Raw genomic sequence first — 23,272 nt, 5'->3', positions numbered from 1 at the left:
TCCGCGCCTCCGCAATTATGATTGAGATTTTTTGTATACTCTGCTATCGTTATGATGAATTCGATCGCATCCGACCTGGATTGATCGACTTGGTGATTTGTACTCATGGAGTTTATCGTGAGTGACAGCGCAGCTAACGAGCACAGCCCGTCGGTCGATCTCACGGTAGATATCGTGGCGGCTTATGTGTCGAACAATTCCGTGCCGGCTTCGGAGCTTCCCGGGTTGATTGGCGGCATCCATGCGGCATTGAGTGGTTTGACAACTCAAAGTCGCGCCGCGAATTCGCCCGTTGAAAAGATGAGCCCGTCCCAGATCCGCAAGTCGGTCACGGCGGATCATATCATCAGCTTCGAGGACGGGAAGCCGTACAAGACGCTTCGCCGTCACCTTACGTTGCGAGGTCTGACGCCCGAGGCCTACCGCGAGAAGTGGGGCTTGCCGCGTGACTATCCCATGACCGCTGCAAGCTACTCCGCCCAACGCTCCGAGCTGGCTCGGGCTCTGGGCCTCGGGCAGCAGCGCCGCAAGAACGTCGGGGCGCCAGCGCCGGCGCCGACACCGGAAGCCGTGGTCGCGCCTGCTTCCAAGCCGCGCGGGCGGAAAAAGGTCGTGGCGGAGTAGTCGGCCGAATCGACGGAAACGATCCATTGCGATCAATGTGTCGGGCAATGACACAAGACTACTGAGCGGCTTGCCGCACAGATGACCTCGCTCGATTGGCTGGGTGGAGTCTTGTCTTCTGCGCTGGCGTGGCTCCGCTGGGCCGGCGACTTCGACGCTCGATGTCCGCCGGTGCCACTTGGGCTCAGGCACGATGGACCGCGTGGCCCGGATCGCTCAGTCACGTCGGACGCGTCCCGCAGCTCGGGCGGCCCCCGCGGCCAGGACCCGTCTACCTACCTGACTTGCGATGCTGACGTCTGCGAAGACAGTGTTGTGATGACCTCGGCTCAACGAGGCGGTGTCGTTGCTTCGACACTGCCTCGGTTCAGGCCTACTTGGCCTCCATCGTCTTTAAGCCGATCCCACCGATCGATTGCCGCGGCCGCACTCGGGGGTGGTCGCCGGTCACGCCGCGACTCCTGGCCTCGCAAGACAGCCGCCGGGGCGCCGGACGAGGCGATCTCCACTTCACGTTCCGACGGACGCCTAGGCCAAGCGCGGCGTTGGGCTGGTGCTGTCTCGACCTGATCGAAGGCGGCTCCGGCCATCCGGAAGCTCGCGGCGGGGGTGAGCCGCAGGTGCGGCATCCCAGCCGCAGCGACCCGTGTTCCCGCGCCCCCGTCCACCGGGAACTCCCTGCTCCTCCGCTCCAGCCAGGCCGATCCGCACCGGCGGGCTCTCTGCGCGTCGCGCAAGTGTGCGCCGCGTCAACGGCGCTATCCAATCGCTGACGCGCTGCGATGCTGCTCCGCACCATCGGATCTTGCCCGTGCCGAAGGACTTTGCCGTGCTGCCTCTGCCGATCCTCGCCCTTGCCGTCGCCTCGTTTGGGATCGGCACCACCGAGTTCGTCATCATGGGCCTGCTCCCGGAGGTGGCGCAGAGCTTCGGTGTCACCATCCCGCAGGCCGGCTATCTGGTGTCGGGCTATGCCATGGGCGTGGTCGTGGGGGCGCCGATCGTGGCGATCGCCACCGCGGGCCTGCCGCGCAAGACCGCACTTCTCGCGCTGATGGCTGTGTTCCTGGCAGGAAATCTCGGCTGCGCGTTGGCACCGAGCTACGCCTTGCTGATGACGGCGCGCGTCCTGACCGCCTTCGCCCACGGCGCGTTCTTCGGAATCGGCGCGGTGGTGGCGCGGGACCTCGTGCCGCGAGAGAGGCGCACGCAGGCGGTCTCGCTAATGTTCGCCGGCCTGACGCTTGCCAACGTTCTGGGTGTGCCCCTGGGGACCGCCCTCGGCCAGGTCGCGGGATGGCGGTCGACCTTCTGGGCGGTGGTGGCGATCGGCCTCGCGGCGGGCCTCGCGATCCAGCTCTGTGTGCCCACCGGCCTTCCGGGAACCCGTGGCCGTCTCGCCAGCGAGTTCAGGGCGCTCGGCCGCTGGCCGGTCTTGCGGCCGATGCTGATCTCGACCCTGTCGTCGGTGAGCTTCTTCACCGTATTCACCTACATCACACCGTTCCTGACCGGGGTGTCCGGTTTCTCTCCGCGTGGCGTGACAGGTGTGCTGTTTTCGGCCGGACTGGGCCTGACCATCGGCAACCTCGCCGGCGGTCATCTTGCCGACCGGAGTCCGATGGCGACGATCATCGGCAGCTTCCTCGGCATCGTGGCCGCCTTGCTGGCCCTGGCGGCCGTTGCGCACGATCCCGTTCTGACCGTTCCCGTGATGGTCCTCTGGTCAGGACTCGTCTTCGCGCTGGTTTCGCCGCTGCAGATCTGGGTCGTCGAAGCCGCGACCGATGCGCCGAACCTCGCCTCCACGCTCAACCAGGGCGCATTCAACCTCGGCAATGCCGTCGGCGCCTGGATCGGCGGTACCGCTCTGACCCTCGGCGCGAGCTACCGCGAGCTTCCGTTGATCGCCGCGGCGATGTCCCTCGCCGGGCTCGGCCTGGTCCTCACCGCGGTCAGCCGCCGTCGCCACGAAGTTGCGTCGGCTTCCGCGCCCGGGGCCTGAACAATCAGTCGGCCCGAACGAGGTCGCCCAGCAGGCTGGCGGCCACGGTCGCCTTGGAGACGGTGAGGCCGGACGCACCGATCGCGTCCACCGCGTCGCGGATCCGGGCCAGCGGAGCGCCGCGCGCCTTCACCCAAGCCTCCACCGCGTCGGGGCCAGCGCCCAGATCCGCCACCACCTCTGCGGTGAGTTTGCGATGGGCAGCGGCGATGCCGGCGACCGCGCGCTCCAGCGCGACGCGGTCGAACGTGTCGGCCACCGGCACAGTCCGCGCCGCAGCCGCCAGATCGTCGAGCCGGAAGGCATGCTCCAGGGCGAAATGGGTCGCGGCCACCTCCGCGACCGGTCGGCCACTCGCCTCTGCGACGCGGACGACATCGGGTGCGGATCCGAGCGCGGTGAGCGAGGCCAGCCGCCGGGCCTGGGCCGGGGCCATGCCGTGCCCCGTCAGTTCCGCCTCGCGGGCGTCGATGGCTGCGCGGGCCTCATCCCCGAGGACCTCGGGCAGAGCCGCCTCGACGGCGGCAATGCCGTCCCGGTAGCGGGCGACCATGGGGGCGAGCCCTCCGCTCAGATCGAGGTTGCGGATGAACCAGACGATCCGGTTCAGCAGCAGATCCTGCACCTCCGCATAGAGATCGAGCTGCTCTTGCCCCGAAACGCGGCCCGCCAGACCGTCGATGGCAAGGTTCAGCTCCATCAGCCCGAAGGCGTCCCGGGTCATCGCGTAGGCCTTGGCGATGATCGCGGCGTCGGCGCCGGTGCCGTCCACGAGCCGTGTCACCAGCGAGGGGCCGCCGCGGTTGACGATGATGTTGGCGAGCGCCGTGGCGATGATCTCGCGGCGCAGGCGGTGTGCCTTCACGGCGTCCGGGAAGCGCTCGCGCAGGGCCTTCGGGAAGTAGCGCTGCAGCTCCCGGTCGAAATAGGGATCGTTCGGCACGGTGCTGTCCAGGATGGCGTCGTGCAGAGACAGCTTCGCGTAGGCGAGCAGCACCGCGTATTCCGGCCGGGTCAGGCCCTCGTTCCGGCGCATGCGTTCGGCGAGTGTCGCGTCGTCGGGGAGAAACTCCACCGTCCGGTCGAGGCGCCCTTCCGCCTCCAGCGCCTGCATGGTCCGCATGGCGAAGCCGGTCTCGCCGAGTCCGCCGCGCTGGGCGAGCGACAGGGCGAGGGTCTGCAACTCGTTGTTGCGGAGGACCAGACGTCCGACCTCGTCGGTCATGTCGGCGAGCAGGGCGTTGCGCGCCTCGTAGCTCAGCCGGCCGTCCCGCTCCGGCGTCATGAGAGCGATCTTGATGTTCACCTCGACATCCGAGGTGTTCACGCCGGCTGAGTTGTCGATGGCGTCGGTGTTCAGCCGGACGCCCGCGCGCGCCGCCTCGATTCGTCCGCGCTGCGTCAGGCCGAGATTGGCACCTTCGCCGACGACCTTCGCGCGCAGCTCCGCCCCGGTGATCCGGACGGCGTCGTTGGCGCGATCGCCGGCATCCTCGTCGGTCTCGGTGGTCGCGCGAACATAGGTTCCGATACCGCCGAACCACAGGAGGTCGGCCGGCGCCTTCAGGATCGCCTGCATCAGTTCGGTCGGCGTCGCCTCGGCGCGGTCGAAACCGAGGGCGGCCCGGACCGCCGCGGAGAGGGGGACCGTCTTCAGGCTGCGCGAGAACACGCCGCCGCCCTCCGAGATCAGGCTCTTGTCGTAATCCGCCCAGGAGGACCGCCCCAGATCGAACAGCCGCCGCCGCTCGACGAAGCTCGTAGCCGCATCCGGGGCCGGATCGAGAAAGATGTCGCGGTGATCGAAGGCGGCGATGAGGCGGATGCTCTTCGAGAGCAGCATGCCGTTGCCGAACACGTCCCCCGACATGTCGCCGACGCCGACCGTGGCGATCGGATCGGTCTGCACGTCCACGTCGATCTCGCGGAAATGCCGGCGCACGGCCTCCCAGGCGCCGCGGGCGGTGATGCCCATGCCCTTGTGGTCGTAGCCCTGGCTGCCGCCGGACGCGAAGGCGTCACCCAGCCAGTGACCCTTCTCGAGGGAAAGCGCGTTGGCGATGTCCGAAAACGTGGCGGTGCCCTTGTCGGCGGCGACCACGAGATAGGCGTCATCGGGATCGTGCCGCACCGTGTCCGGCGGCGGCACGATGGCGTTGTCGACGATGTTGTCGGTGAGTTCCAGGAGGGTCCGGATGAAGATCCGGTAGCTCTCGGTGCCCTCCTGCATCCAGGCGGCGCGGTCTGACGCCGGGGGCAGGCGCTTCGGGAAGAAGCCGCCCTTGGCGCCCACCGGCACGATCACGGCGTTCTTCACCTGCTGAGCCTTCACCAGCCCGAGGATTTCGGTGCGGAAATCCTCCGGCCGGTCGGACCAGCGCAGGCCGCCGCGGGCGACATAGCCGAAGCGCAGATGCACGCCCTCGACGCGGGGGGCGTAGACGAAAATCTCGAAGAGGGGCCTCGGCAGCGGCATCGCCGTCACCCGGGCGCAGGCGAACTTGAAGCTGATCGTCTCGCGGGAATGGCCGTCGGCACCGCGCTGGAAGAAGTTGGTCCGCACCGCGGCCTCGACGAGGTTCACAAACCGGCGCAGGATCCGGTCGTCGTCGAGGCTGGTGACCTCGGCGAGCGCGGTCTCGATGCCGGCGCGTATCCCGGCCTCTCGGGCGGCCCTGTCGCCGAGGAGTGCCGGATCGAACCGGGCGCGGAACAGGGCGACGATGTCCCGCGTGATCCCGGCATGCCGGCTCAGCGTACCGGCGAGATAGTCCTGTCCGTACCGGATGCGCAGCTGACGCAGGTAGCGACCGAGCGCCCGGAGGAGGGCGGCCTCCCGCCACGGGAGGGCGGCTTCGAGGACGAGGCGGTTGTAGCCATCGGATTCCGCGGCTCCGTCGGCGATGGCGAGCATCGCAGCCTCGAGAGGCCGTTCCAGGGCGTCGAGATCGATCGCGACGCCGGTGGCGCGCTCGATCAGCATGTCGTGCAGCCAGATTCGGGCGCCATCCTCGGCCCCTGCCGGCACGACCCGATAGGTGCGTTCGTTGATGACGCGGAAGCCGAGATTCTCCAGGCCGGGCACCCGGTCGGACAAGGCGATGGCGGCGCCCCGCGAGAAGACCTTCAGCCGGACCTGCGCGGCCGAGTCGCTCTGTCGGCGGCCGAGCTGCACGGCCCGCGGCTGGCTGTCGCCGAGGCGCTCGAGGATCGCCACGTCGGCGACTGCGACCTCCGGCTGGAAATTGTCCCGGTAGGCGGCCGAGAACGCGTCGCCGTAGCGGGCGGCCAGCATGCGCGCCTGGTCGCCGCCGTGAGCCTCCGCGAGCGCCTCGCGCAATGCGTCGCCCCAGGTCCGGACCAGGGCGGTGATGCCGGCTTCGAGGGCCGCTGGGTCCTGCTCCGGGCTGCCCGTGTCGGACAGGCCGATGATGTAGTGGATCCGGGCGAGGGAGCCCTCCGGATAGTCCGGGTGGGCGGCACTCAGCCGGCCGCCATAGGCCTCGGCGAGGTAGGTGCCGATCCGGCCTCGTACCGCAGAATCGTAGCGGTCCTTCGGAACGTAGACGAGGAGCGACACGAAGCGGCCGAACCGGTCCGGGCGCGAGAGCACGCGCACCCGCGGCCTGTCGGCCAGGGCTGCGATGGCCAGGGTGAACCGGTAGAGCCGCTCGATGTCGATCTGGAACAGATCGTCGCGCGGATAGCTCTCCAGTACGGCGAGGAGGCTTCGCCCGGCATGGCTCGTCGGGTCGAGACCGGCGCGCTGGACCACCGCCTCCACCTTCCGGCGCAGGACCGGAACCTCGCGGGCGGGGCTGGTATAGGCCGACGCCGTGAACAGGCCGACGATCCGCACCTCCCCGGACAGCTTCCCGAGCCCGGAGAAGAGCTTGACGCCGACATAGTCCAGGAAGGCGGAGCGGTGGACGCGGGATTTCACACTCGCCTTCGTGATGATGAGGGGCTGCGGCTCCTCCAGGAAGGCGAGAATCTCGGGGGTGTAGTCCACGGGGGTCCGGCCCCGGCGCAGGGGCGTGGCGCCGGGATCGCGCAGCACGCCGAGGCTCGACCCCTCGACCAGGGGATGCCCCTCACCGTCGATACCGTGCTGCTGCATGCCGAGGAGCAGGAACTGGCCCTCTGTCAGCCACTCCAGAAAAGCGCGTGCTTCCTCGGTCTCGCTTTCGGGCATCGGCGTCGGGGCGCGGCCGAGATCGGTCGCGAGTTCCGCAACCCGCGTCAGCATGGCGTCGTGATCGTCGGTCGCCAGAGCGACGTCCCGGTAGACCGCCGCGAGGGCGTCCAGCAGCCGCTCGCCGGCCTCGGCCGCCAGCCGGTCGAGGTGGATGTGGATGAAGCTCTCGCGCGCCAAGCTGCCCTGGGCATCGGCCGTCGTTTCGCCGACGACCCGTATCAGACCGCCGCCGCCATCCCGCTCGATGCCGAGAATCGGGTGCGCGACGAGGTGCGGGGACAGGCCCTGCTCGGTCAGTTCGGCGAGGGTCGAGTCGAGGAGGAAGGGCCGGTTGTCGTTGACGACTTCGAGGATCGTCATCTCGCGCGCCCGGCCACCGCGGACGAGGGCCCCCTCGCTGAGGCGCAACCGTGCCGGTTCACCGGGCCGGCGCGGCTCAGCCAGGAAGGCACGGGCGCGCGCGGCGAGATCGGCGAGAGTCCCCGCGTCGTAGGAGGCCAGATCCTCCGGTGTCACGCGGCCGAACAGGTCGCGCACGAAGCCGCCCGGTCCGCCCTGCTCGGTCACGATGTCGGCGGCCGCCTCGATCAGTCCCGTTCGGGCCGTCTTCTGCTCCGAGGAAGACAAGGCCGTGGCGGTTTCGAGTGTCATCGCGCGTCTCCCGAACCGGGTCACTCGCCCAAGCGATAGCAGCGTCTTCCGCCGTGTCGATGACACCCCCGCCGGTTTGCCGGCCCGCCAGTATCGATCGGCGCAAACCGTCAGGCTCACCGCAGATGCGCCTTGCCGCCAAAGGGAAGGGTGTATATGCACATATTATGGCCGACATTCATTCCGGCGATGGTCCTCAAGAGCTCTGCACCTGCTCAGCCCTGCGGCGGGCGACACGGGCGGTGACCACGACCTACGACGCCGCGTTGCGGCCGGTGGGCTTGCGCGTGACGCAGTTCGCGATCCTGCGCCTGCTGCAGAGGCTCGGACCGACGCCGGTGACGCGACTTGCCGCGGAGGCGGCCCTGGAGCGGACCACGATGGGCCGCAACCTCGATCCGCTGGAGCGTCGCGGCCTCGTGCGAATCGCGCCCGGCGCGGCCGACGCCCGCGAGCGCGTGGTCGTGCTGACCGAGGCCGGCGGCGAAGCGATCGCGGCGGCGACGCCGTACTGGCGCGACGCCCAGGCGCGCATCAACGCCCGGGTCGAGCCAGCGGCCGTGGCCGCCCTCGCCGACGCCCTGACCTCCGTCTCCTGACCGATCCGCCGCAATCCGCCCTTTCCAGAGGCCGTTCATGTCCGTCATCGCCGACACGCACGCCAAGCCGCCGCTGCATTATGCCTGGATCGTCGCCGCGGTGACCTTCCTGGTGCTGCTCGTCGGCGCCGGAGTCCGGGCCACCCCGAGCGTGTTGATCGTGCCGTGGGAGCGGGAATTCGGCTGGACCGCGGCGACGATCGGCGTCGGCATCGCGCTCAACATCTTCCTGTACGGGATGATCGGGCCCTTCGCGGTCGCCATCATCGAGCGGTTCGGGCTGCGGCGCTGCATCTGTGGCGCGCTCCTCATCCTGGCGCTCGGCACCGCCGCAACGAGCCTCATGACCGTGCCCTGGCAGATGGTGCTGCTGTGGGGCATCGTCGTCGGGTCGGGCTCCGGCATGGTCGCCAACGTCCTCGGCGCCACCGTGGCGGGACGCTGGTTCGCCAAGCGGCGCGGTCTCGTGCTCGGCATGCTGACGGCGAGCAGCGCCACCGGGCAGCTCGTCTTCCTGCCGATGCTCGCCTCCCTCGCGGTCGGCCAGGGCTGGCGCTCGGTCTCCCTGGTGGTCGCGGCCGCGACCCTGGCCCTGATCCCGCTGGTGGCCCTGCTGATGCGGGATCGCCCGGCCGATCTCGGCCTGCCCCGCTACGGCGAGACCGTGGTGACGCCGACGCCGGTCCTCACCGAGAATCCGGCCCTGCGGGCGCTGCGCGGCCTGCGGATCGGACTGCGCTCCCGGGATTTCTGGCTGCTCGCCGGCACGTTCTTCATCTGCGGCGCCTCTACCAACGGCCTGGTCGGCACGCATTTGATCCCGGCCTGTATCGATCACGGCATCGCCGAAGTGACGGCTGCCGGCCTGTTGGCCCTGATGGGGATCTGCGACCTGATCGGCACCACGGCTTCGGGCTGGCTCACCGACCGGTTCGACTCGCGCAAGCTGCTCGCGTGGTATTACGGCCTGCGCGGCCTCTCGCTGATCTTTCTGCCCTATTCCTTCGACTTCAGCTTCTACGGCCTGTCTCTCTTCGCGGTGTTCTACGGGCTCGACTGGATCGCCACCGTGCCACCCACCGTGCAGCTGGCCGGCAAGTCGTTCGGCGAAGAGAACGCGGCCCTGATGTTCGGCTGGATCGCGGCAGCTCACCAGATCGGTGCGGCTTCCGCAGCCTGGCTCGGCGGGATGATCCGCACCGAAAGCGGCACCTATTTCGGCGCCTTCATCTCGGCCGGCCTGCTCTGCCTCGTCGCCGCGATCATGGCGACCTTCGTGGGCCGCAAGCCGGCCGCGCCGGCCCTGCATCCGCTGCCGGCCTGAACTGCGCGGGGTGAGCGCGGTCGTCATAAGTGCGCCGCGAAGGAGGAGCCCTGATCGGCTCCTCCCAGCGCATCCCGAGAGCCCGTTTTGACAGTCGCGATCCGGCCCCTGCCGCCGGTCCAGGAGGTCCGGACCCCGCGCCCCTGGTCCGGACCGGGATTTGCCGAGTTCGTCGCCATCATCGCGTTGATGATGGCGGTGACGGCCATCTCGATCGACAATCTGTTGCCGGCCTTTCCGGCCATCGAGGCGCGGTTCGGAGTGCCGGATCCGAACCGGCTGCAACTCCTCGTCTACGTCTACATGATCGGCTTCGGCTTCGCGCAGATCGTCTACGGACCGGTCTCCGATGCCCTCGGCCGGCGCCCGGTGCTGCTCGCAAGCCTCGCCGTCTACGTGGTCGGCTGCGGGCTCGCGATGATGGCGCCGAGCTTCGGCTGGCTGCTGGCCGCGCGGATCATCCAGGGCATCGGTGCAGCCGGCGGGCGCGTTCTCTCGGTGGCGATCGTGCGCGACCGCTTCGCCGGCCGGGAGATGGCGAGCGTGATGTCGTTCACCATGATGGTGTTCCTGATCGTCCCGATGATCGCACCGGCGATCGGCGGCATGATGCTGGCGCTGGGCTCCTGGGTCTATGTCTTCGTCTCGATGCTGATCCTGGCCTTCTGGCTGACCGTCTGGTTCTCACTGCGCATGCCCGAGACGCTGCACCCGGAATACCGCCGGCCGCTCTCGCCCGCCGCCACCTGGGAGGCGATCCGCCTGACCCTGAAGACCCGCGTCGCCGTCGGTTATGCCACCGCGCTCGGCCTGATGACCGGGTGCATCATGGGCTACGTCGGCTCGGCCCAGCAGCTGTTCGACACCGGCCTGTATCACCTCGGCCCGCTCTTTCCCCTGGCCTTCGGGCTCGTGGCCGGCGCCATGGGCGTCGCGACGCTGATCAACGCCCGCGTCGTCCGGCGGCTCGGGATGCGGGCGATGTCGCACAGTGGCGTCATCGCCTTCACGTTGGTGGGGCTCGTGCAGATCGCCGCCGGGCTCGCCTATCAAGGGCATCCGCCGCTCGCGCTGTTCCTGTCGATCCTGGCGGTCAACCAGTTCCTGATCAGCTTCGCGATGCCGAACTTCAACGCGCTCGCGCTCGAGCCGCTCGGGGCCATCGCCGGCACGGCCTCGTCGTTCCTCGGCTTCTACACGACGATCCTGGGCGCCTTCTGCGGCTTCCTGATCGGACAGGCCTTCGACGGCAGCGTCATGCCGGTGGCTGTCGGCTATGCGAGCCTCGGTGCATTGTCGTTGCTCGTGGTGGCCTGGACGGAGCGCGGTCGGCTGTTCCGCGGCGGTGTCGGCGGCTGATCCGGACGCCTTAACGCGGTCTTCAGCGGGAAGGCGTCAAGCTCCACGCCTGATCCCAGCCGACCGGACCCGCCCATGCTTGCCCGCGCCCAGGACGGAACCCTCCTCGCTGCGCGTCTGCTGCTCGCCGCCGCGCTCCTGCCGACCGGCATCGCGCGGGCGCTCAACGTCTCGGGCTTCGCGCTGACGCTTGCCGGCGCCGGCATGCCCTTCCCGAACGGTGTCGCCACGGCCGCCGTCGTGGTGCAGGTCTTCGGCCCGCTGGCGCTCATCCTCGGCGTGCTGCCGCGGCTGACCGGTCTGGCGCTCGCCGTCTTCGCCGCCGTGACGGCCTTCGTGCTCCACCCGTTCTGGCACTACGTCGGACCCGCCGCGATTGCCGAGCGCACGCTGATGCTCGCCGATCTCGGTCTCGCGGGCGGATTCCTCATGTACGCCCTGAGCGGCCCGGGCGCCCTGAGCTGGCAGGGCTGGCGTGCCGGAAACCGCGCCCCGGCGCCGAGCCCGAAGCCCGCGTCCGCGAAGGCGTCCGGCAAGGCCGCCGCGTCGCGGGGCGGAGGCAAGCGGGCGGCCGGGCGCCCGCCCGCCCGGGCTGCCGCCTGATCAGCCGTGTTGGGGCCTCATCTCGGCGGTCGCGGACGGCGGCGCCGCTACCCTCTTGCGCCCGGAGATCTCTGCGCCGGCATCGTGCGACAGATTGCGGAACGCCAGCACGGAGGCTGCCGAGATCACCGCCACAGCGAAGAAGGCCGGCCCGAAATCGGCGGCCGTGATCTGCGTTCGGCCATGCCAATGGGCCGTTCCTTCCAGGGCCAGCGCGCCGAGCGTCACGCCGAGACTCAGCGACAATTGCTGGCAGACGCTGGCGAAGCTGGTGGCCGCGCTCATCTCGCGCGATTCGAGGTCGGCATACGCGATGGCGTTGATGCAGGTGAACTGGATCGAGCGCGCGCAGCCGCCGATGAACAGCAGGCCCACCATGATCCAGTGCGGCGTCTGCGCCGTGTAGAACCCGTTCACCGCCAGAAAGGCCGACGCCAACGCGGCGTTCCAGACCATCAGCGCGCGGAATCCGGTGCGGCGCAGGATCCGCGGACCCAGGGTCTTCACGAACATCGCGCCGGCCGCGGCCGCGAAGGTGATCAGGCCGGACTGCAGGGCATCGAGGCCGAAGCCGACCTGCAGCATCAACGGCAGCAGGAACGGGATCGCGCCGGTGCCGATCCGGAACAGGCTGCCGCCGAGCACGGCGACGCGGAAGGTCGGCCGCTGCATCAGGTCGAGGCGCACGATCGGGTGGGCGATGCGCCTGGCATGCGCCCAGTAGAGCGGCAGCAGGATCGCGCCCGCTGCGAGGCAGCCCCAGGAGATCGTGGCCGGCAGCAGATGTCGGCCCAGCGAGGCCAGCCCGAGCATCAGCGCCGCCAGCCCGGTGCCGAGCAGGGCGAAGCCGAGCAGGTCGAGGGGCGGCCGTTCCGCCTCGCGGATGTCCTCGAAGTACAGGCTCGCCAGCACGATCCCGGCACAGCCGATCGGCAGGTTGATGAAGAAGATCCACCGCCAGTCGAACCATGTCGTGATCAGGCCGCCGACCGGCGGACCCAGTACCGGGCCGACGAGAGCCGGAAAGGTGAGATAGGCGAGGGCGGTGACGAGCTGCGATTTCGGCACGCTGCGCAGGACCACGAGCCGCCCGACCGGCACCATCATGGCGCCGCCCATTCCCTGGAGGAACCGCGCCGCGACGAACCACGCGAGCCCGTTCGCGGCCGCACAGGCCAGCGAGCCCGCCATGAACACCACGAGGGCCGCGCGGAACACGGTCCGCGACCCGTAGCGGTCGGCCATCCAGCCGCTCACCGGGATGAAGATCGCGAGGCTGACCAGATAGGAGGTCAGCGCGAGCTTGAGGGCGATCGGGTCCTCATGGAGGCTCGCCGCGATGCTCGGGAGCGCCGTGGCGATCACCGTGGAATCGGTGTTCTCCATGAACAGGGCGGTGGCGACCGTCAGCGGGACGATCCAGAGCGGTCTTTGAGCGGTCGCAGGCATCACACAGCAGACGCGTGTCGCACCGCCGCGGTTGCACGGCAGCGCGGCCACCTCGCACCCTCGTGTTTCGCGAATGTATCCATCGTGCAACAGAGGTTGAGCCGCGGCGCGGAGCCACCTTTTTTGCGGGTGCGCCAATGGCTAAGTTTCCATCACGCGTCCGTGAGGCCGCTCCAGCCGGCCCGGGGCCGGCGCGCGAGGATTTCGATGCAGCCCAGCCCCAGCAAGGTCCGCTCCGTGGCGCGGATCGCCGCCGGCGTCGCCCTTCTCTCGATGGTCGCCGCCTGCGGCACCGTCCTGCTCAACGATCGCGGCTCGCTGACGCGCTACGACCGGCTGAAGTCCAGCGATCAGGTCGCCTCGGCCTCGCGGATCTACGTCGACCGGCCCGCGCTGGCGAAAGCGCGCACGGTCCGCATCATCCCGACGGCGTTCCACGCCGACGTTTCCGGTGCAGCGCCCCTGACCGCGGCCGAGCGCCGGCTCATCGCGAACGCCGCCGACCGGGCGCTCTGCTATGACCTGTCGCTGAAGTACGACATCGTCACCAGCCGCGACGCGGATCTGACCGTGCGCGCGCAGGTCACCCGCGTGGATCCGACGGATCTCCTCGGCGCCGGCGCGACCATCGCGGGCTCGGCGGGTGTGACCGTGGCCTCGCAGCTGGGTCTCAGCTTCGCGGAGGGGGTCGGGCGCGTGCCGATCCCGCGGGTGCCGATCGGGCTCGGGAGCCTGACCGTCGAGGCCGAGGCTCTGGACCGGCGTCGCGAGCAGCGGGCCGCCATGGTCTGGGGCGGAGCGGCGAATTCCTTCACCAGCCAGCCGCGCTTCTCCCGCGCCAGCGACGCCTACGACCTCGCCGGCGAGTTCGGCCAGGATTTCGGCTACATGCTGGCGACCGGCGAGGACCCGTTCACGGCCCCCAACACACTGCCGACCTGGGACCGCATCCGCGTCACGACGCTCGGTGAGGCGCCGCTGGACCCCGATTGCGAGGCCTTCGGCCGCGCGCCCGGCATCGACGGCATGCTCGGCGATTATATCGGCCTGCCGCCCGAATATACCGACAAGGGGCCGGCCACGCCGGCCATGCGCTAGGGCGCACGCCGCCAACCCGGTCTTCGCGGGCGAAGCAATCCACGACGGCGCTACACGCGAAGGCGCCGCCCTGGGTCGCTTGGCTTCATCCGAGACGAAGGGCGGCTAACGGTTGCGATCAACCGTCGCGGGGACTGCGCGCACCGCCCCGCGACCCGACCGGGCGTGGATAAGCCGCGAGCCCTGCGTGTTTTCGGGTTGCGACGCGTCGCGCGCGCATTGGCGCCGTCGCGGAGCCCGTGATACTGGCACTTGCCAACCCGATCCCGCAGCGCGATCCCTGCGCGCCCCCGTCCGAGGAAAGTTGGCACATGGCCCGAGTAGAAACCGCATCGATCATCGAGGGCCTCACCTTCGACGATGTGCTCCTGCGGCCCGCCGCCTCCTCGGTGATGCCCACCGAAGTGAACGTGGCCTCCCGGCTCACCCGCACGATCCCCCTGAACCTGCCGATCCTGGCCTCGGCCATGGACACGGTGACGGAAGCCCCGATGGCCATCGCCATGGCGGCCAATGGCGGCATGGGCGTCATCCACCGCAATCTGGAGCCGCCGGAGCAGGCCGAGCAGGTCCGCCTCGTCAAGAAGTACGAGTCCGGCATGGTGATGAATCCCATCACCATCCATCCCGACGAGACGCTGGCCGACGCCTTCGAGGTGATGAAGCTCAACCGGATCTCCGGCATTCCGGTGGTCGAGCGCGGCCCGAACGGCTCGCGGGGCAAGCTCGTCGGCATCCTCACCAATCGCGACGTCCGCTTCGCGACGAATTCGGCCCAGCCGGTTGCCGAGCTCATGACCCGCGACCGCCTGATCACGGTCCGCGAGGGCGTGACCCAGGACGAGGCCAAGCGCCTGCTCCACCAGTTCCGGATCGAGAAGCTGCTGGTCGTCGACGACCATTACCGGTGCATCGGCCTGATCACCGTCAAGGATATCGAGAAGCGGGTCGCCTACCCGCACGCCGTCAAGGACGAGCAGGGTCGCCTGCGGGTCGCCGCCGCCACGACGACCGGTGACAGCGGCTTCGAGCGGGCCGAGCGCCTGATCGACGCCGGCTGCGACGTCATCGTGGTCGACACCGCCCACGGTCACTCGATCAAGGTGCTCGACGCCGTCGCCCGGGTGAAGCAGCTCTCGAACGCCGTGCAGGTCATCGCCGGCAACGTGGCGACGCGGGACGGCGCCAAGGCGTTGATCGATGCCGGCGCGGACGCCATCAAGGTCGGCATCGGGCCGGGCTCGATCTGCACCACCCGCATCGTCGCGGGCGTCGGCGTGCCGCAGCTCACCGCCCTGATGGAGGCCGTCGAGGCCGCCAGCGAGGCCGGCATCCCGGTCATCGCCGACGGCGGCATCAAGTACTCGGGCGACCTCGCCAAGGCGATCGCGGCCGGCGCCTCCGTGGCGATGCTCGGCTCGCTGCTCGCCGGCACCGACGAGGCGCCGGGCGAGGTGTTCCTCTACCAGGGCCGCTCGTACAAATCGTACCGGGGCATGGGCTCGGTGGGCGCCATGGCCCGCGGCTCGGCCGATCGCTACTTCCAGGCCGAGGTGAACGACACCCACAAGCTCGTGCCGGAGGGCATCGAGGGGCAGGTCCCCTACAAGGGCCCCGTGGGCAACGTCCTGCACCAGCTCGCCGGCGGCCTGCGCGCCGCCATGGGCTATGTCGGCGGCGCCACGATCCCCGAGTTCCAGGAGCGGGCGCAGTTCATCCGCATCACCAATGCCGGCCTGCGCGAGAGCCACGTCCACGACGTGACGATCACCCGCGAGAGCCCGAACTACCCGTCGCGGACCTGAGGGACCGATGCGCACGCTGATCGTCGGGGCCGGCGCGACCGGCGGCTATTACGGGGCGCGTCTCGCCGAGGCGGGGGCCGACGTGACCTTCCTGGTCCGGCCGGCCCGGGCGGCGAAGCTCGCCGCGGACGGCCTCAACGTCCGCTCCCCGCTCGGCGATCTGCACCTGCCCGATCCGCCCACCGTGACGGCCGACCGTCTGGGCGAGGCCGGGCGGTTCGACCTGATCCTGTTGTCCTGCAAGGCCTACGACCTCGACAGCGCCATCTCGGATCTGGCGCCGGCGGTGGGGGCGGACACGGCGATCCTGCCCGTGCTGAACGGCATGTCGCATCTCGACGCGCTCGACGCCCGGTTCGGCGCCGAGCGCGTGCTTGGCGGCTCCTGCGCCATCGCGGCGACGGTCGCGCCGGATGGTGCGATCCGCCACATGAGCGAATTGTGCAGCATCACTTACGGCGAGCGGGACGGGTCGCGCTCGGCGCGGATCGAGGCTGTCGACGCCATGATGCGCGGCCTGAAGTTCCAGCCACGCCTGAGCGACGTGATCCTGCAGGAGATGTGGGAGAAATGGGTGTTCCTGGCGACGCTCGCCGGAGCGACCACGCTGATGCGCGCCGCGGTCGGCGACATCGTGGCGGCGCCCGAGGGGACCGCCTTGATCGAAGCGCTCCATGCCGAATGCACGATCGTGGCCGCGGCGAGCGGCTTCGAGCCGCGCGCCATCGTGGCCGAGCGGGCGCGGGCGCAGCTGACGGCAGCCGGATCCACCTTCACGGCCTCGATGCTGCGCGACATCGAGAGCAAGGGTCGGATCGAGGCGGATCACGTGATCGGCGACCTGATCGCCCGCGGCCAGCGGCTTGCGCCGGAGGTTTCGTTCCCGGTCCTGACCGCGGTCTATACCGGCCTCAAGGCTTACGAGGCTCGGCGGGCGCGGGAAACGGCCTGAGCCGCGCCCCGCGCTGACGTCTCAGTAGCGGCCGGGGGGCGGCGCGGGCGGCGTGCCGTATTCCAGCTGCGTCTTGGCATCGACCCGCGGACGCGGCGGCGGCGTCAGGTCCGGCTGTGCGGCGGGGGCGCTCGCGCAGGCGGCGAGGGAGGCGGTCACCAGGGCCGCGAGGGCGACGCGTACAATGGACGTCATGGGCTGAGGTACTCCCGGTATGCGCCCGGCGGCGGACCACACTGGTCCGGGACGGGCGGATGCCATACGACACGTGGCGGCCCGCACGGCGGCCCAACCGCGGCACGATCTGCGCCCCGAAGGTGCAGGAAGCTCGGCCGTATCGTGGCGGCATCGTGGGCCAAGCGTGGCCGTTTCGCGTCGTCGCCGACCCATTCCGGAGGATCCGACCCCTGACTCCCGCCGCTCGCTGCTCCGCCGCCATCGAAGTCCTGACCGATATCGCCGAGCGTCGCCGGCCGGCCGCCGACGCCCTCAAGGACTGGGGCCTCGCCCATCGTTTCGCCGGTTCGGGTGACCGCGCGGGCATCGCCAGCCTCGTCTACGATGCTCTGCGGCGCCGGGCTTCGGCGGCCTGGATCATGGGCGCTGAGACGCCGCGTGCCATCCTGATCGGCACGCTGCGACTCCAGCAGGGCCTCGCCGCCGCTTCGGTGGCGGCGTTGTTCACCGGGGAGCGTTTCGCGCCCGCACCCCTCAGCGACGACGAGCGCGCCCGTCTCGACGGTGGGACGCTGCACGACGCTCCTCCCGAAGTCGCGGGCGACGCCCCGGCCTTCGTGCTTCCGGATCTTGCGGCCACGCTCGGCGACGAGCTCGTCCCGGAGCTGAAGGCGCTGGCGCGGCGGGCCCCCCTCGATATCCGGGTGAACACCCTGCGCGGCGACCGCGACGCGGTGTTGCCGGCGCTGGCGGCCTTCGATGCCGCGCCGACACCCCACGCGCCGGCGGGTCTGCGCATTCCGATCGGTGCCGATGGGCGCGGTCCGGCGCTGCACGTGGAGGCGGAGTTCCTGGACGGCTGGTACGAGATTCAGGACGAAGGATCGCAGCTCGCCGCACTCCTGGCCGCCCCCCGGGCCGGCGAGATCATCGTCGACCTATGCGCCGGCGGTGGCGGCAAGACCCTGGCCCTGGCGGCCGAGACCCGGAACGAGGCCCGACTGATCGCCACCGATGGCGATCCGCGCCGGCTCGCGCCGATCCACGAACGCCTGCGCCGGTCCGGCGCGGTGGCCGAGGTGCGGACCCCGCGGAGCGGCAAGGCACGGGCCGACGTGCTGGAGGATCTCGACGGTAAAGTCGATCGGGTCGTGGTCGATGCGCCCTGCACCGGATCCGGGACGTGGCGCCGGAATCCGGACGCCAAATGGCGCCTGCGGCCGGGAAGCCTCGCGTTGCGCACCGCCGAACAGGCGCAGGTCCTGGACCGGGCGGCGCGGCTCGTCAGGCCCGGCGGCCGGATCGTCTACATCACCTGCTCGCTGCTGTCGGCGGAGAACGACGCGGCCGTGTCCGGTCTGCTCTCGCGCTGGCGCGGTCGCTTCGACGTCGTCCCGGCGGAGGAGGTGCTGGCGGCAGGACCGGATTTACTTCGGGCGGCGGTGCGGAGGACCGCACACGGGATCCAGATGAGCCCGCTTCGGACCGGGACCGACGGTTTCTATGTCGCGATCATCGCGCGCAAGGCCTGACGCGCGCGGACACGACGGAACCCACGGCGGTTGCCGGGGCGTTTGACCCGCTCACATTAAGGAGTCGGGACCGCCGACGGGCGGCCCCGTGCGCGGCTTGATCAGAGGGGATGCCCTTGCGGCTCGACCGCCGTTTCCTGCTCGCGGGCCTCGGAAGCATCCTGGGCCTCCGCACCGCCCGTGCGGAGGTCTCCGGAGAGACAGCGCCCCAGCCTGCGCCGCACGAGGCGGTCCGGGCGCTTCCGCGCTCCCTGCCCGGCGCGGATCTGCAGGTGATCGATCTGTGGCCCGGCGAAGCGCCCGGCGGCGGCGACGGACCGAAGGCGGACGGTTATCGCTACGTCGAGGGCCGGTTCGGGGACATCACCCGGGTGTCGCGGCCCTGTTTGCTGGTCATGCGACCGGCCAATCCGAACGGCGCCGCCATGATCGTCGCCGCGGGTGGCGGATACGAGTTCATCTCGCTCGGCAACGAGGGCGTGCCGGTCGGACGGGTCCTGAACGCCGCCGGGATCACGGTCTTCCTCCTCGTCTACCGACTGCCGGCGGAGGGCTGGGGTTCGGGACCGGACGCGCCGCGGCAGGACGCCCAGCGCGCCCTGCGGCTCGTCCGGGCGCGCGGCGCGGAGTTCGGCATCGATCCCGGCAGGGTCGGCGTCCTCGGGTTCTCGGCGGGCGGCCACCTGATGGGCGAGACCGCGGTGGGCAGCGCCCGGGACCTGTACGCGGGCGTCGACACCGCCGATGCCCTGCCGATCCGGCCGGCGCTGGCCGGGCTGATCTACCCCGTCATCACCATGCGCAAGCCGTTCGACCGGACCGCGACCCGCCGCATCCTGGTCGGCGACGACGTCACCCCCGACGAGATGAAGACCTACTCGGTGGACCTGCAGGTCGGGCCCGAGACGCCGCCGACCTTCCTGGTTCAGGCCATCGACGATCCCATCGCCGTGGCCGACCACCCGCTGCTGATGTTCTCGGCCCTGCGGAAGGCGCGGGTTCCGGCCGAGTTGCACCTGTTCGAGCGCGGCGGCCACGGGTTCGGCCTCGGTGCGCCCGGTACCCCCGTGGCGGCGTGGCCCGGCCTGTTCCTGGCCTGGATCCGCCTGCACGGCTTCCTGCGCGCCTGACCGCTTACTCCTCGCGGGTCTGGATCCTGGGCAGCTTGGCCACCTTCGGCCGGCTGGTTCGGAACTGACCTCGCTCCACAGCGACGAAGACCACGATGGCGATGGCGACGGTCGTCAGCCACCACACCGCCGTCAGCCCCACGCTCAGGCAGGCCACCGTGAAGGCGGCCGCGAAGCAGCCCATCGCCCCCGGCACCAGGGCCGGCCCGTCCCGCCCAGCCCGCCGAATCGATGCGTACAGGGCGAAGGCGGCGGCCAGCGCACCGACGATCCCGAGCTCGTACCAGAACTCGAACAGCGCCGTGGTCGGAGCATTGGCCGGCAGGAGACCGACCAGGCGGCCGCGCAGGGCCGTCTCGAAGCCGTGCCCGGTGATCAGCCGCACCGGATCGGCGGTCACCACCTTCTGCCAGCTCTTCAGCGACAGCACGGCGGGCGCGAGCGGCCCCATGAGGGCGGCGCCCACCGGCCGCGCCAGGAAGGGCAGAAGCGGCGCAGCCGCGAGGAGAGCCGCCGAGAGGACGGCGGTGAGCATCACGCCCAACCGCGGCCGGTAGCTCGTCACCGCGAAGGCGACGGCGCCGACCGACAGTGCGGCGATCTGGGTCCCGTCCGGCTGGACCGTCAGGGCGAGGGCGACCAGCAGCGCGAGGCCGAGCGCCTCCCGGTCGCGGCGACGGGATCGCAGCCATGCGAGCGCGGGCCAGAGTAGAAGGATCAGCAGGACGAGGCCGCGATCCAGCGCGCCGTCATCCTCGACACCGGACGGCGCCATGTGGGCGCCGAACAACCCGAGCATGATCGCCACGATCCCGCCTGCCACGACGCCGAGGGGCAAAAGGTAGAGATTCGCCGAACGCATCCGGTCGGGGAGCGCGAGATAGCCGAGGAGGGCGAGGCCTATCGTGGCGCCCAGATTGGCCAGACGCTCCAGGGCCGGCCCGAGGAACGGGGTCCACGTCAGCGAGAGAGCCGACCACAGGACCACCAGCATCCCGGCCAGGAAGGCCGGAGCGGTCAGGAGGCGGTAGGTCGCCGGGCGCACCGGACGCTGGCGCCGGTCAATGACGCTCGCGATGATCAGCAGGATCACGGCGATCGGTGCGAGGATCACCGAGGCGCGGCGGGCGACCTGCGCCAGGACCGGGAGAACCACGAACAGACCGAAGAAGCCGATGCGCCGCAGCAAGGCTGCGGCGTCGAGCGCCGGATCGATGGTGGTGGAGGTCGACGCGCGCGGCATCATGCGCCTTCTTCCGGACCGGGACGGCCGGATCCCTGCTCGATACGCAAGGCTCGCGCAAGCTGCTGTAGACGTGGCGCCACACTCTCGGGCGCGTGAACCGCGCTCAAGCGACGGTTGCAGTCTCCCGCGGGCGCCGACGCACCGCCCGCCGGCCCACATCCGAGGCGACGCGCCAGCCGCCCCACGCGACGAAGAACCCGATCAGGCCCGCGGCGAGGCCGTCGGCGCTGGTGGGGATGGCCGGGCTGAAGTCCCGATAGGCCGCCTCGGCCACGGGCAGGTCGGGATCGCGCAGCATCGCCACGACGCGCCCGAGGGGGCTCGTCGCCGAGGCCAGGGCCTGCTGCTGGGCGCTCAGGCGGGCGAGACGCGCGATGTCCGCCTGGGCAGCGTCGCCGCGGCGGGCGACCAGCTGATCCGGATTGGCGCGCAGCCGATCGACGGCGCCGTCGCGGGTCGTGCCGGATGCCTGCGCGTCGGTTTCGAGGACGGCCACCTGGCGACGCAGCTCGTCGGCGGCGCCGCCGAGCCGCTGGGCGTATTGCTGTGCGAATTCCGGCGCCTGCGCGGCGACGACGCCGCCCAGCAGGCCGAGCGCGAGGCCGAAGGTGCGGAACACGCGAAACATGTCTGGCCTCTGGTGCGGGAATCGACCCCGGACAAAGAACATGCCGATGGTCGCGGTTCCAGCCGGAGCCGCGACAGGCTTCAGCCCGGCAGTGTCAGCCGGGCAGCGTCAGCAAGCCCGCCTTGCCGTCCGCACAGCCGAACAGCAATCGGCCGCCGCGGCCATCCCAGGCGAGCGCGGTCACGCCGCTGCCCGATACGGCCGGACGGACCAGGAGTTCGGCCGCGTCGGTGAAGCGGACCAGCAGGATGCAGCCATCCTCGTAGCCCATGGCCAGAACCGGCGCCTTCGGGTGGAACGCCACCCGGGACACGCGGGCCGGACGGACGCCGCATTCCCGCGGAGCCTTGCCGGTCGGTCCCTCCTTGGAGTCGAACGGCCAAATGATCGCCGCCTCGGCGCCGCTCGTGGCGAGCCAATGGCCATCGAACGACCAGGACATCGAGCGGACCTTGCCGGGATAGCCCGACATCCGCATGTGGCCGCGATCCGGCTGGAGCCGCCACCCGTGCAGGCTGTTCTCCTGCATGGTGGAGACCACGAACCGCCCATCCGGCGACCACGTCACGTCGATATGCGAACCCTTCCAGCCGATCACCTCGGCGGGCGTCTCCAGATTCGGGTACCAGAGGCTCACGCCGTTGTAGTGGGCGACTCCGAGGCGATACCCCTTGGGCGCGAAGACGAGGCCGCGGGCGGAGGAAGGCGCTTCGAAGGTCTTCTCGCGACCCTTCGCGTCCCGGGCCACGACCGTGCGGCCCGCCGACCATGCCACGGCGCCGTCGGGATGGACGGCGAGCGCATCGATCCACGCCCCACCCTTGGAGAGTCCGACCGGCTCCATCGTCCCATCCGCGCGGATCGCCACCACGCGGCCGTCGTCGCCGCCCGTGATCAGGCGGTCGCCGCCACCGGCAGCCACGAGGATGCCGCCGTCGGGATGGGCCGCGAGGCGGGTCAGGCCGTCGTCCTTCGCCAGGACGACGGTGCCGTCGCTCAGCGCCAGAGCCGGCACATCCTTGAGGAAATGCGTCGCAAGCACGTGTTCGCCGGGCTCCAGCGCGGCGACGTGACTGGTGAGGGAGGGATTGCTGATGGCGCTGCTCATGTCGGGGGGACATTTGCGGCCGGCGGCGCGGCGCGCAAGACCATGAAGGCGGTAATCAACGCCAGGCCGCCCGAGACGGCCGCCGGGGCGACCAACGCGGACAGGCCGAATTGCTGATAGGCGTGGGCACCGAGGAAGGCGCCGAACAGCAGCGACAGCCAGACCAGAGCATCGCCGATCCACCCCAGCGGATCGCCGGTGCGGGTCAGGGCCTGCGCGATCTTCTGGCCGAGGCTGAACAGCGCCCCGGTCACGAAGGTGGTCCCGGCTCGGAAGCCCGTGACCTGCGCCAGGACAGCGTTCTGCGACCCCATCGCCAAGGCGACGAAGAAGGCCGCGAGGCCCAGCTCGGGCGACTCGAGGCCGAGCCCCAAACCGGCGAGGATCAGCAGGGTTTCGTAGGCCAGCACCGCTGGCGTCGTCCACCGGGCCGGGACCAGGATGGCCAGTCCGCTGCCGAGAACCGACCCCGCCAGGAAGGCGACGATCAGGGTCGCGGGCAGGATCATGCGATGCAGCTCGGCCCCGGCGCCCAGGACCGCGAGCTGCGTGGTGTTGCCGCTCATGAACGACATGTACAGGCCGCCGAGACGCACGAAGCCGAGGGCGTCGACATAACCGGCGAGGCCCGTGAGGAGCAGGCCGGAGCCGAGCTGCCAGGGACGCCTCACGACCGGGCCTCCCCGTCACGGCGCGGTAACGAACCGTTAACCATTCGGACGGCTTCGTTGAGGGACGCCGGGCCGCGGTTAACGCGCCGCTCACCAAACCCGAGCAATTCGAT

Annotated in this window: 18 protein-coding genes; 11 read left to right on the top strand and 7 right to left on the bottom strand. The window is 70.4% G+C overall.

Annotation, left to right across the window (positions count from 1 at the left end; genetic code table 11):
• Positions 1–105 precede the first annotated feature (105 nt).
• Both ABIC70_RS08660 and ABIC70_RS08655 read left to right on the top strand, forming a co-directional pair.
• Complete coding sequence (locus tag ABIC70_RS08660; protein WP_193376710.1) at positions 106–624, top strand: Ros/MucR family transcriptional regulator; 519 nt, start codon at positions 106–108, stop codon at positions 622–624.
• An 829-nt stretch (positions 625–1,453) separates the two neighbouring features.
• A complete protein-coding gene (locus ABIC70_RS08655) occupies positions 1,454–2,629 on the top strand; it encodes an MFS transporter (protein ID WP_053609453.1) in 1,176 nt (391 codons plus the stop codon).
• Positions 2,630–2,633: 4 nt separating this feature from the next.
• Here the strand turns inward: ABIC70_RS08655 and ABIC70_RS08650 are convergent, their stop codons facing one another.
• Complete coding sequence (locus ABIC70_RS08650; RefSeq protein WP_354439460.1) at positions 2,634–7,478, bottom strand: NAD-glutamate dehydrogenase; 4,845 nt, start codon at positions 7,476–7,478, stop codon at positions 2,634–2,636.
• A gap of 242 nt (positions 7,479–7,720) precedes the next feature.
• On the opposite strand from ABIC70_RS08650, the gene ABIC70_RS08645 reads away from it, so the two are divergent.
• The 4 genes from ABIC70_RS08645 to ABIC70_RS08630 all read left to right on the top strand — a co-directional run bounded on the left by ABIC70_RS08645 (position 7,721) and on the right by ABIC70_RS08630 (position 11,363).
• Positions 7,721–8,077 carry a MarR family winged helix-turn-helix transcriptional regulator gene (locus ABIC70_RS08645; RefSeq protein ID WP_236952810.1) on the top strand — a complete coding sequence of 119 codons (357 nt, stop codon included), beginning with the start codon at positions 7,721–7,723 and terminating at the stop codon, positions 8,075–8,077.
• Positions 8,078–8,114: 37 nt separating this feature from the next.
• Positions 8,115–9,401, top strand: coding sequence for an MFS transporter (locus tag ABIC70_RS08640; RefSeq protein ID WP_354439459.1), 1,287 nt, complete (start codon positions 8,115–8,117; stop codon positions 9,399–9,401).
• An 87-nt stretch (positions 9,402–9,488) separates the two neighbouring features.
• The gene (locus ABIC70_RS08635; RefSeq protein WP_354439458.1) at positions 9,489–10,760 is read left to right on the top strand and encodes a multidrug effflux MFS transporter; all 1,272 of its coding nucleotides are present in this window, start codon (positions 9,489–9,491) and stop codon (positions 10,758–10,760) included.
• Between the two features lie 75 nt (positions 10,761–10,835).
• Positions 10,836–11,363, top strand: a complete 528-nt coding sequence (locus ABIC70_RS08630) for a DoxX family protein (RefSeq protein ID WP_043380369.1) — start codon at positions 10,836–10,838, stop codon at positions 11,361–11,363.
• On the opposite strand, the gene ABIC70_RS08625 is transcribed toward ABIC70_RS08630, so the two are convergent.
• On the bottom strand, positions 11,364–12,812 hold the full coding sequence (locus ABIC70_RS08625; protein ID WP_354439457.1) for an MFS transporter: 1,449 nt from the start codon (positions 12,810–12,812) through the stop codon (positions 11,364–11,366).
• Between the two features lie 207 nt (positions 12,813–13,019).
• Between ABIC70_RS08625 and ABIC70_RS08620 the strand changes: the two genes are divergently transcribed.
• The 3 genes from ABIC70_RS08620 (at position 13,020) to panE (ending at position 16,667) form a co-directional block, all read left to right on the top strand.
• A complete protein-coding gene (locus ABIC70_RS08620; RefSeq protein ID WP_043351034.1) occupies positions 13,020–13,910 on the top strand; it encodes a DUF3313 domain-containing protein in 891 nt (296 codons plus the stop codon).
• Between the two features lie 311 nt (positions 13,911–14,221).
• Entirely contained in the window at positions 14,222–15,715 is a 1,494-nt protein-coding gene (gene guaB, locus ABIC70_RS08615) for an IMP dehydrogenase (RefSeq protein ID WP_043351032.1), read from the top strand.
• Between the two features lie 7 nt (positions 15,716–15,722).
• Positions 15,723–16,667: a 2-dehydropantoate 2-reductase gene (gene panE, locus ABIC70_RS08610; protein WP_274926068.1), complete on the top strand. Its 945-nt coding sequence runs from the start codon at positions 15,723–15,725 to the stop codon at positions 16,665–16,667.
• Positions 16,668–16,688: 21 nt separating this feature from the next.
• Here panE and ABIC70_RS08605 read toward each other — a convergent pair whose 3' ends face one another.
• Entirely contained in the window at positions 16,689–16,862 is a 174-nt protein-coding gene (locus ABIC70_RS08605; protein ID WP_164706329.1) for a hypothetical protein, read from the bottom strand.
• Positions 16,863–17,074: 212 nt separating this feature from the next.
• Between ABIC70_RS08605 and ABIC70_RS08600 the strand changes: the two genes are divergently transcribed.
• The gene (locus ABIC70_RS08600) at positions 17,075–18,376 is read left to right on the top strand and encodes an RsmB/NOP family class I SAM-dependent RNA methyltransferase (RefSeq protein WP_354439567.1); all 1,302 of its coding nucleotides are present in this window, start codon (positions 17,075–17,077) and stop codon (positions 18,374–18,376) included.
• Between the two features lie 116 nt (positions 18,377–18,492).
• Positions 18,493–19,506 (top strand): alpha/beta hydrolase, encoded by a 1,014-nt coding sequence (locus ABIC70_RS08595; RefSeq protein WP_354439565.1) that lies wholly within the window; start codon positions 18,493–18,495, stop codon positions 19,504–19,506.
• Positions 19,507–19,510: 4 nt separating this feature from the next.
• On the opposite strand, the gene ABIC70_RS08590 is transcribed toward ABIC70_RS08595, so the two are convergent.
• From ABIC70_RS08590 to ABIC70_RS08575, 4 genes are all read right to left on the bottom strand, one after another.
• Positions 19,511–20,749, bottom strand: a complete 1,239-nt coding sequence (locus tag ABIC70_RS08590; protein WP_354439564.1) for a peptide ABC transporter permease — start codon at positions 20,747–20,749, stop codon at positions 19,511–19,513.
• A 106-nt stretch (positions 20,750–20,855) separates the two neighbouring features.
• Complete coding sequence (locus ABIC70_RS08585) at positions 20,856–21,380, bottom strand: DUF2937 family protein (RefSeq protein WP_182592457.1); 525 nt, start codon at positions 21,378–21,380, stop codon at positions 20,856–20,858.
• Between the two features lie 94 nt (positions 21,381–21,474).
• The gene (locus ABIC70_RS08580; protein WP_354439455.1) at positions 21,475–22,488 is read right to left on the bottom strand and encodes a WD40 repeat domain-containing protein; all 1,014 of its coding nucleotides are present in this window, start codon (positions 22,486–22,488) and stop codon (positions 21,475–21,477) included.
• Positions 22,485–23,159 carry a YoaK family protein gene (locus ABIC70_RS08575; RefSeq protein ID WP_354439453.1) on the bottom strand — a complete coding sequence of 225 codons (675 nt, stop codon included), beginning with the start codon at positions 23,157–23,159 and terminating at the stop codon, positions 22,485–22,487. The genes ABIC70_RS08580 and ABIC70_RS08575 overlap by 4 nt, the downstream gene beginning before the upstream one ends.
• Between the last annotated feature and the right edge of the window lie 113 nt (positions 23,160–23,272).

Origin of the sequence: Methylobacterium sp. 1973 (genome assembly GCF_040545035.1) — a bacterium.
GTDB lineage: Bacteria > Pseudomonadota > Alphaproteobacteria > Rhizobiales > Beijerinckiaceae > Methylobacterium > Methylobacterium fujisawaense.
This window is presented reverse-complemented; position numbering and strand designations above follow the sequence as displayed.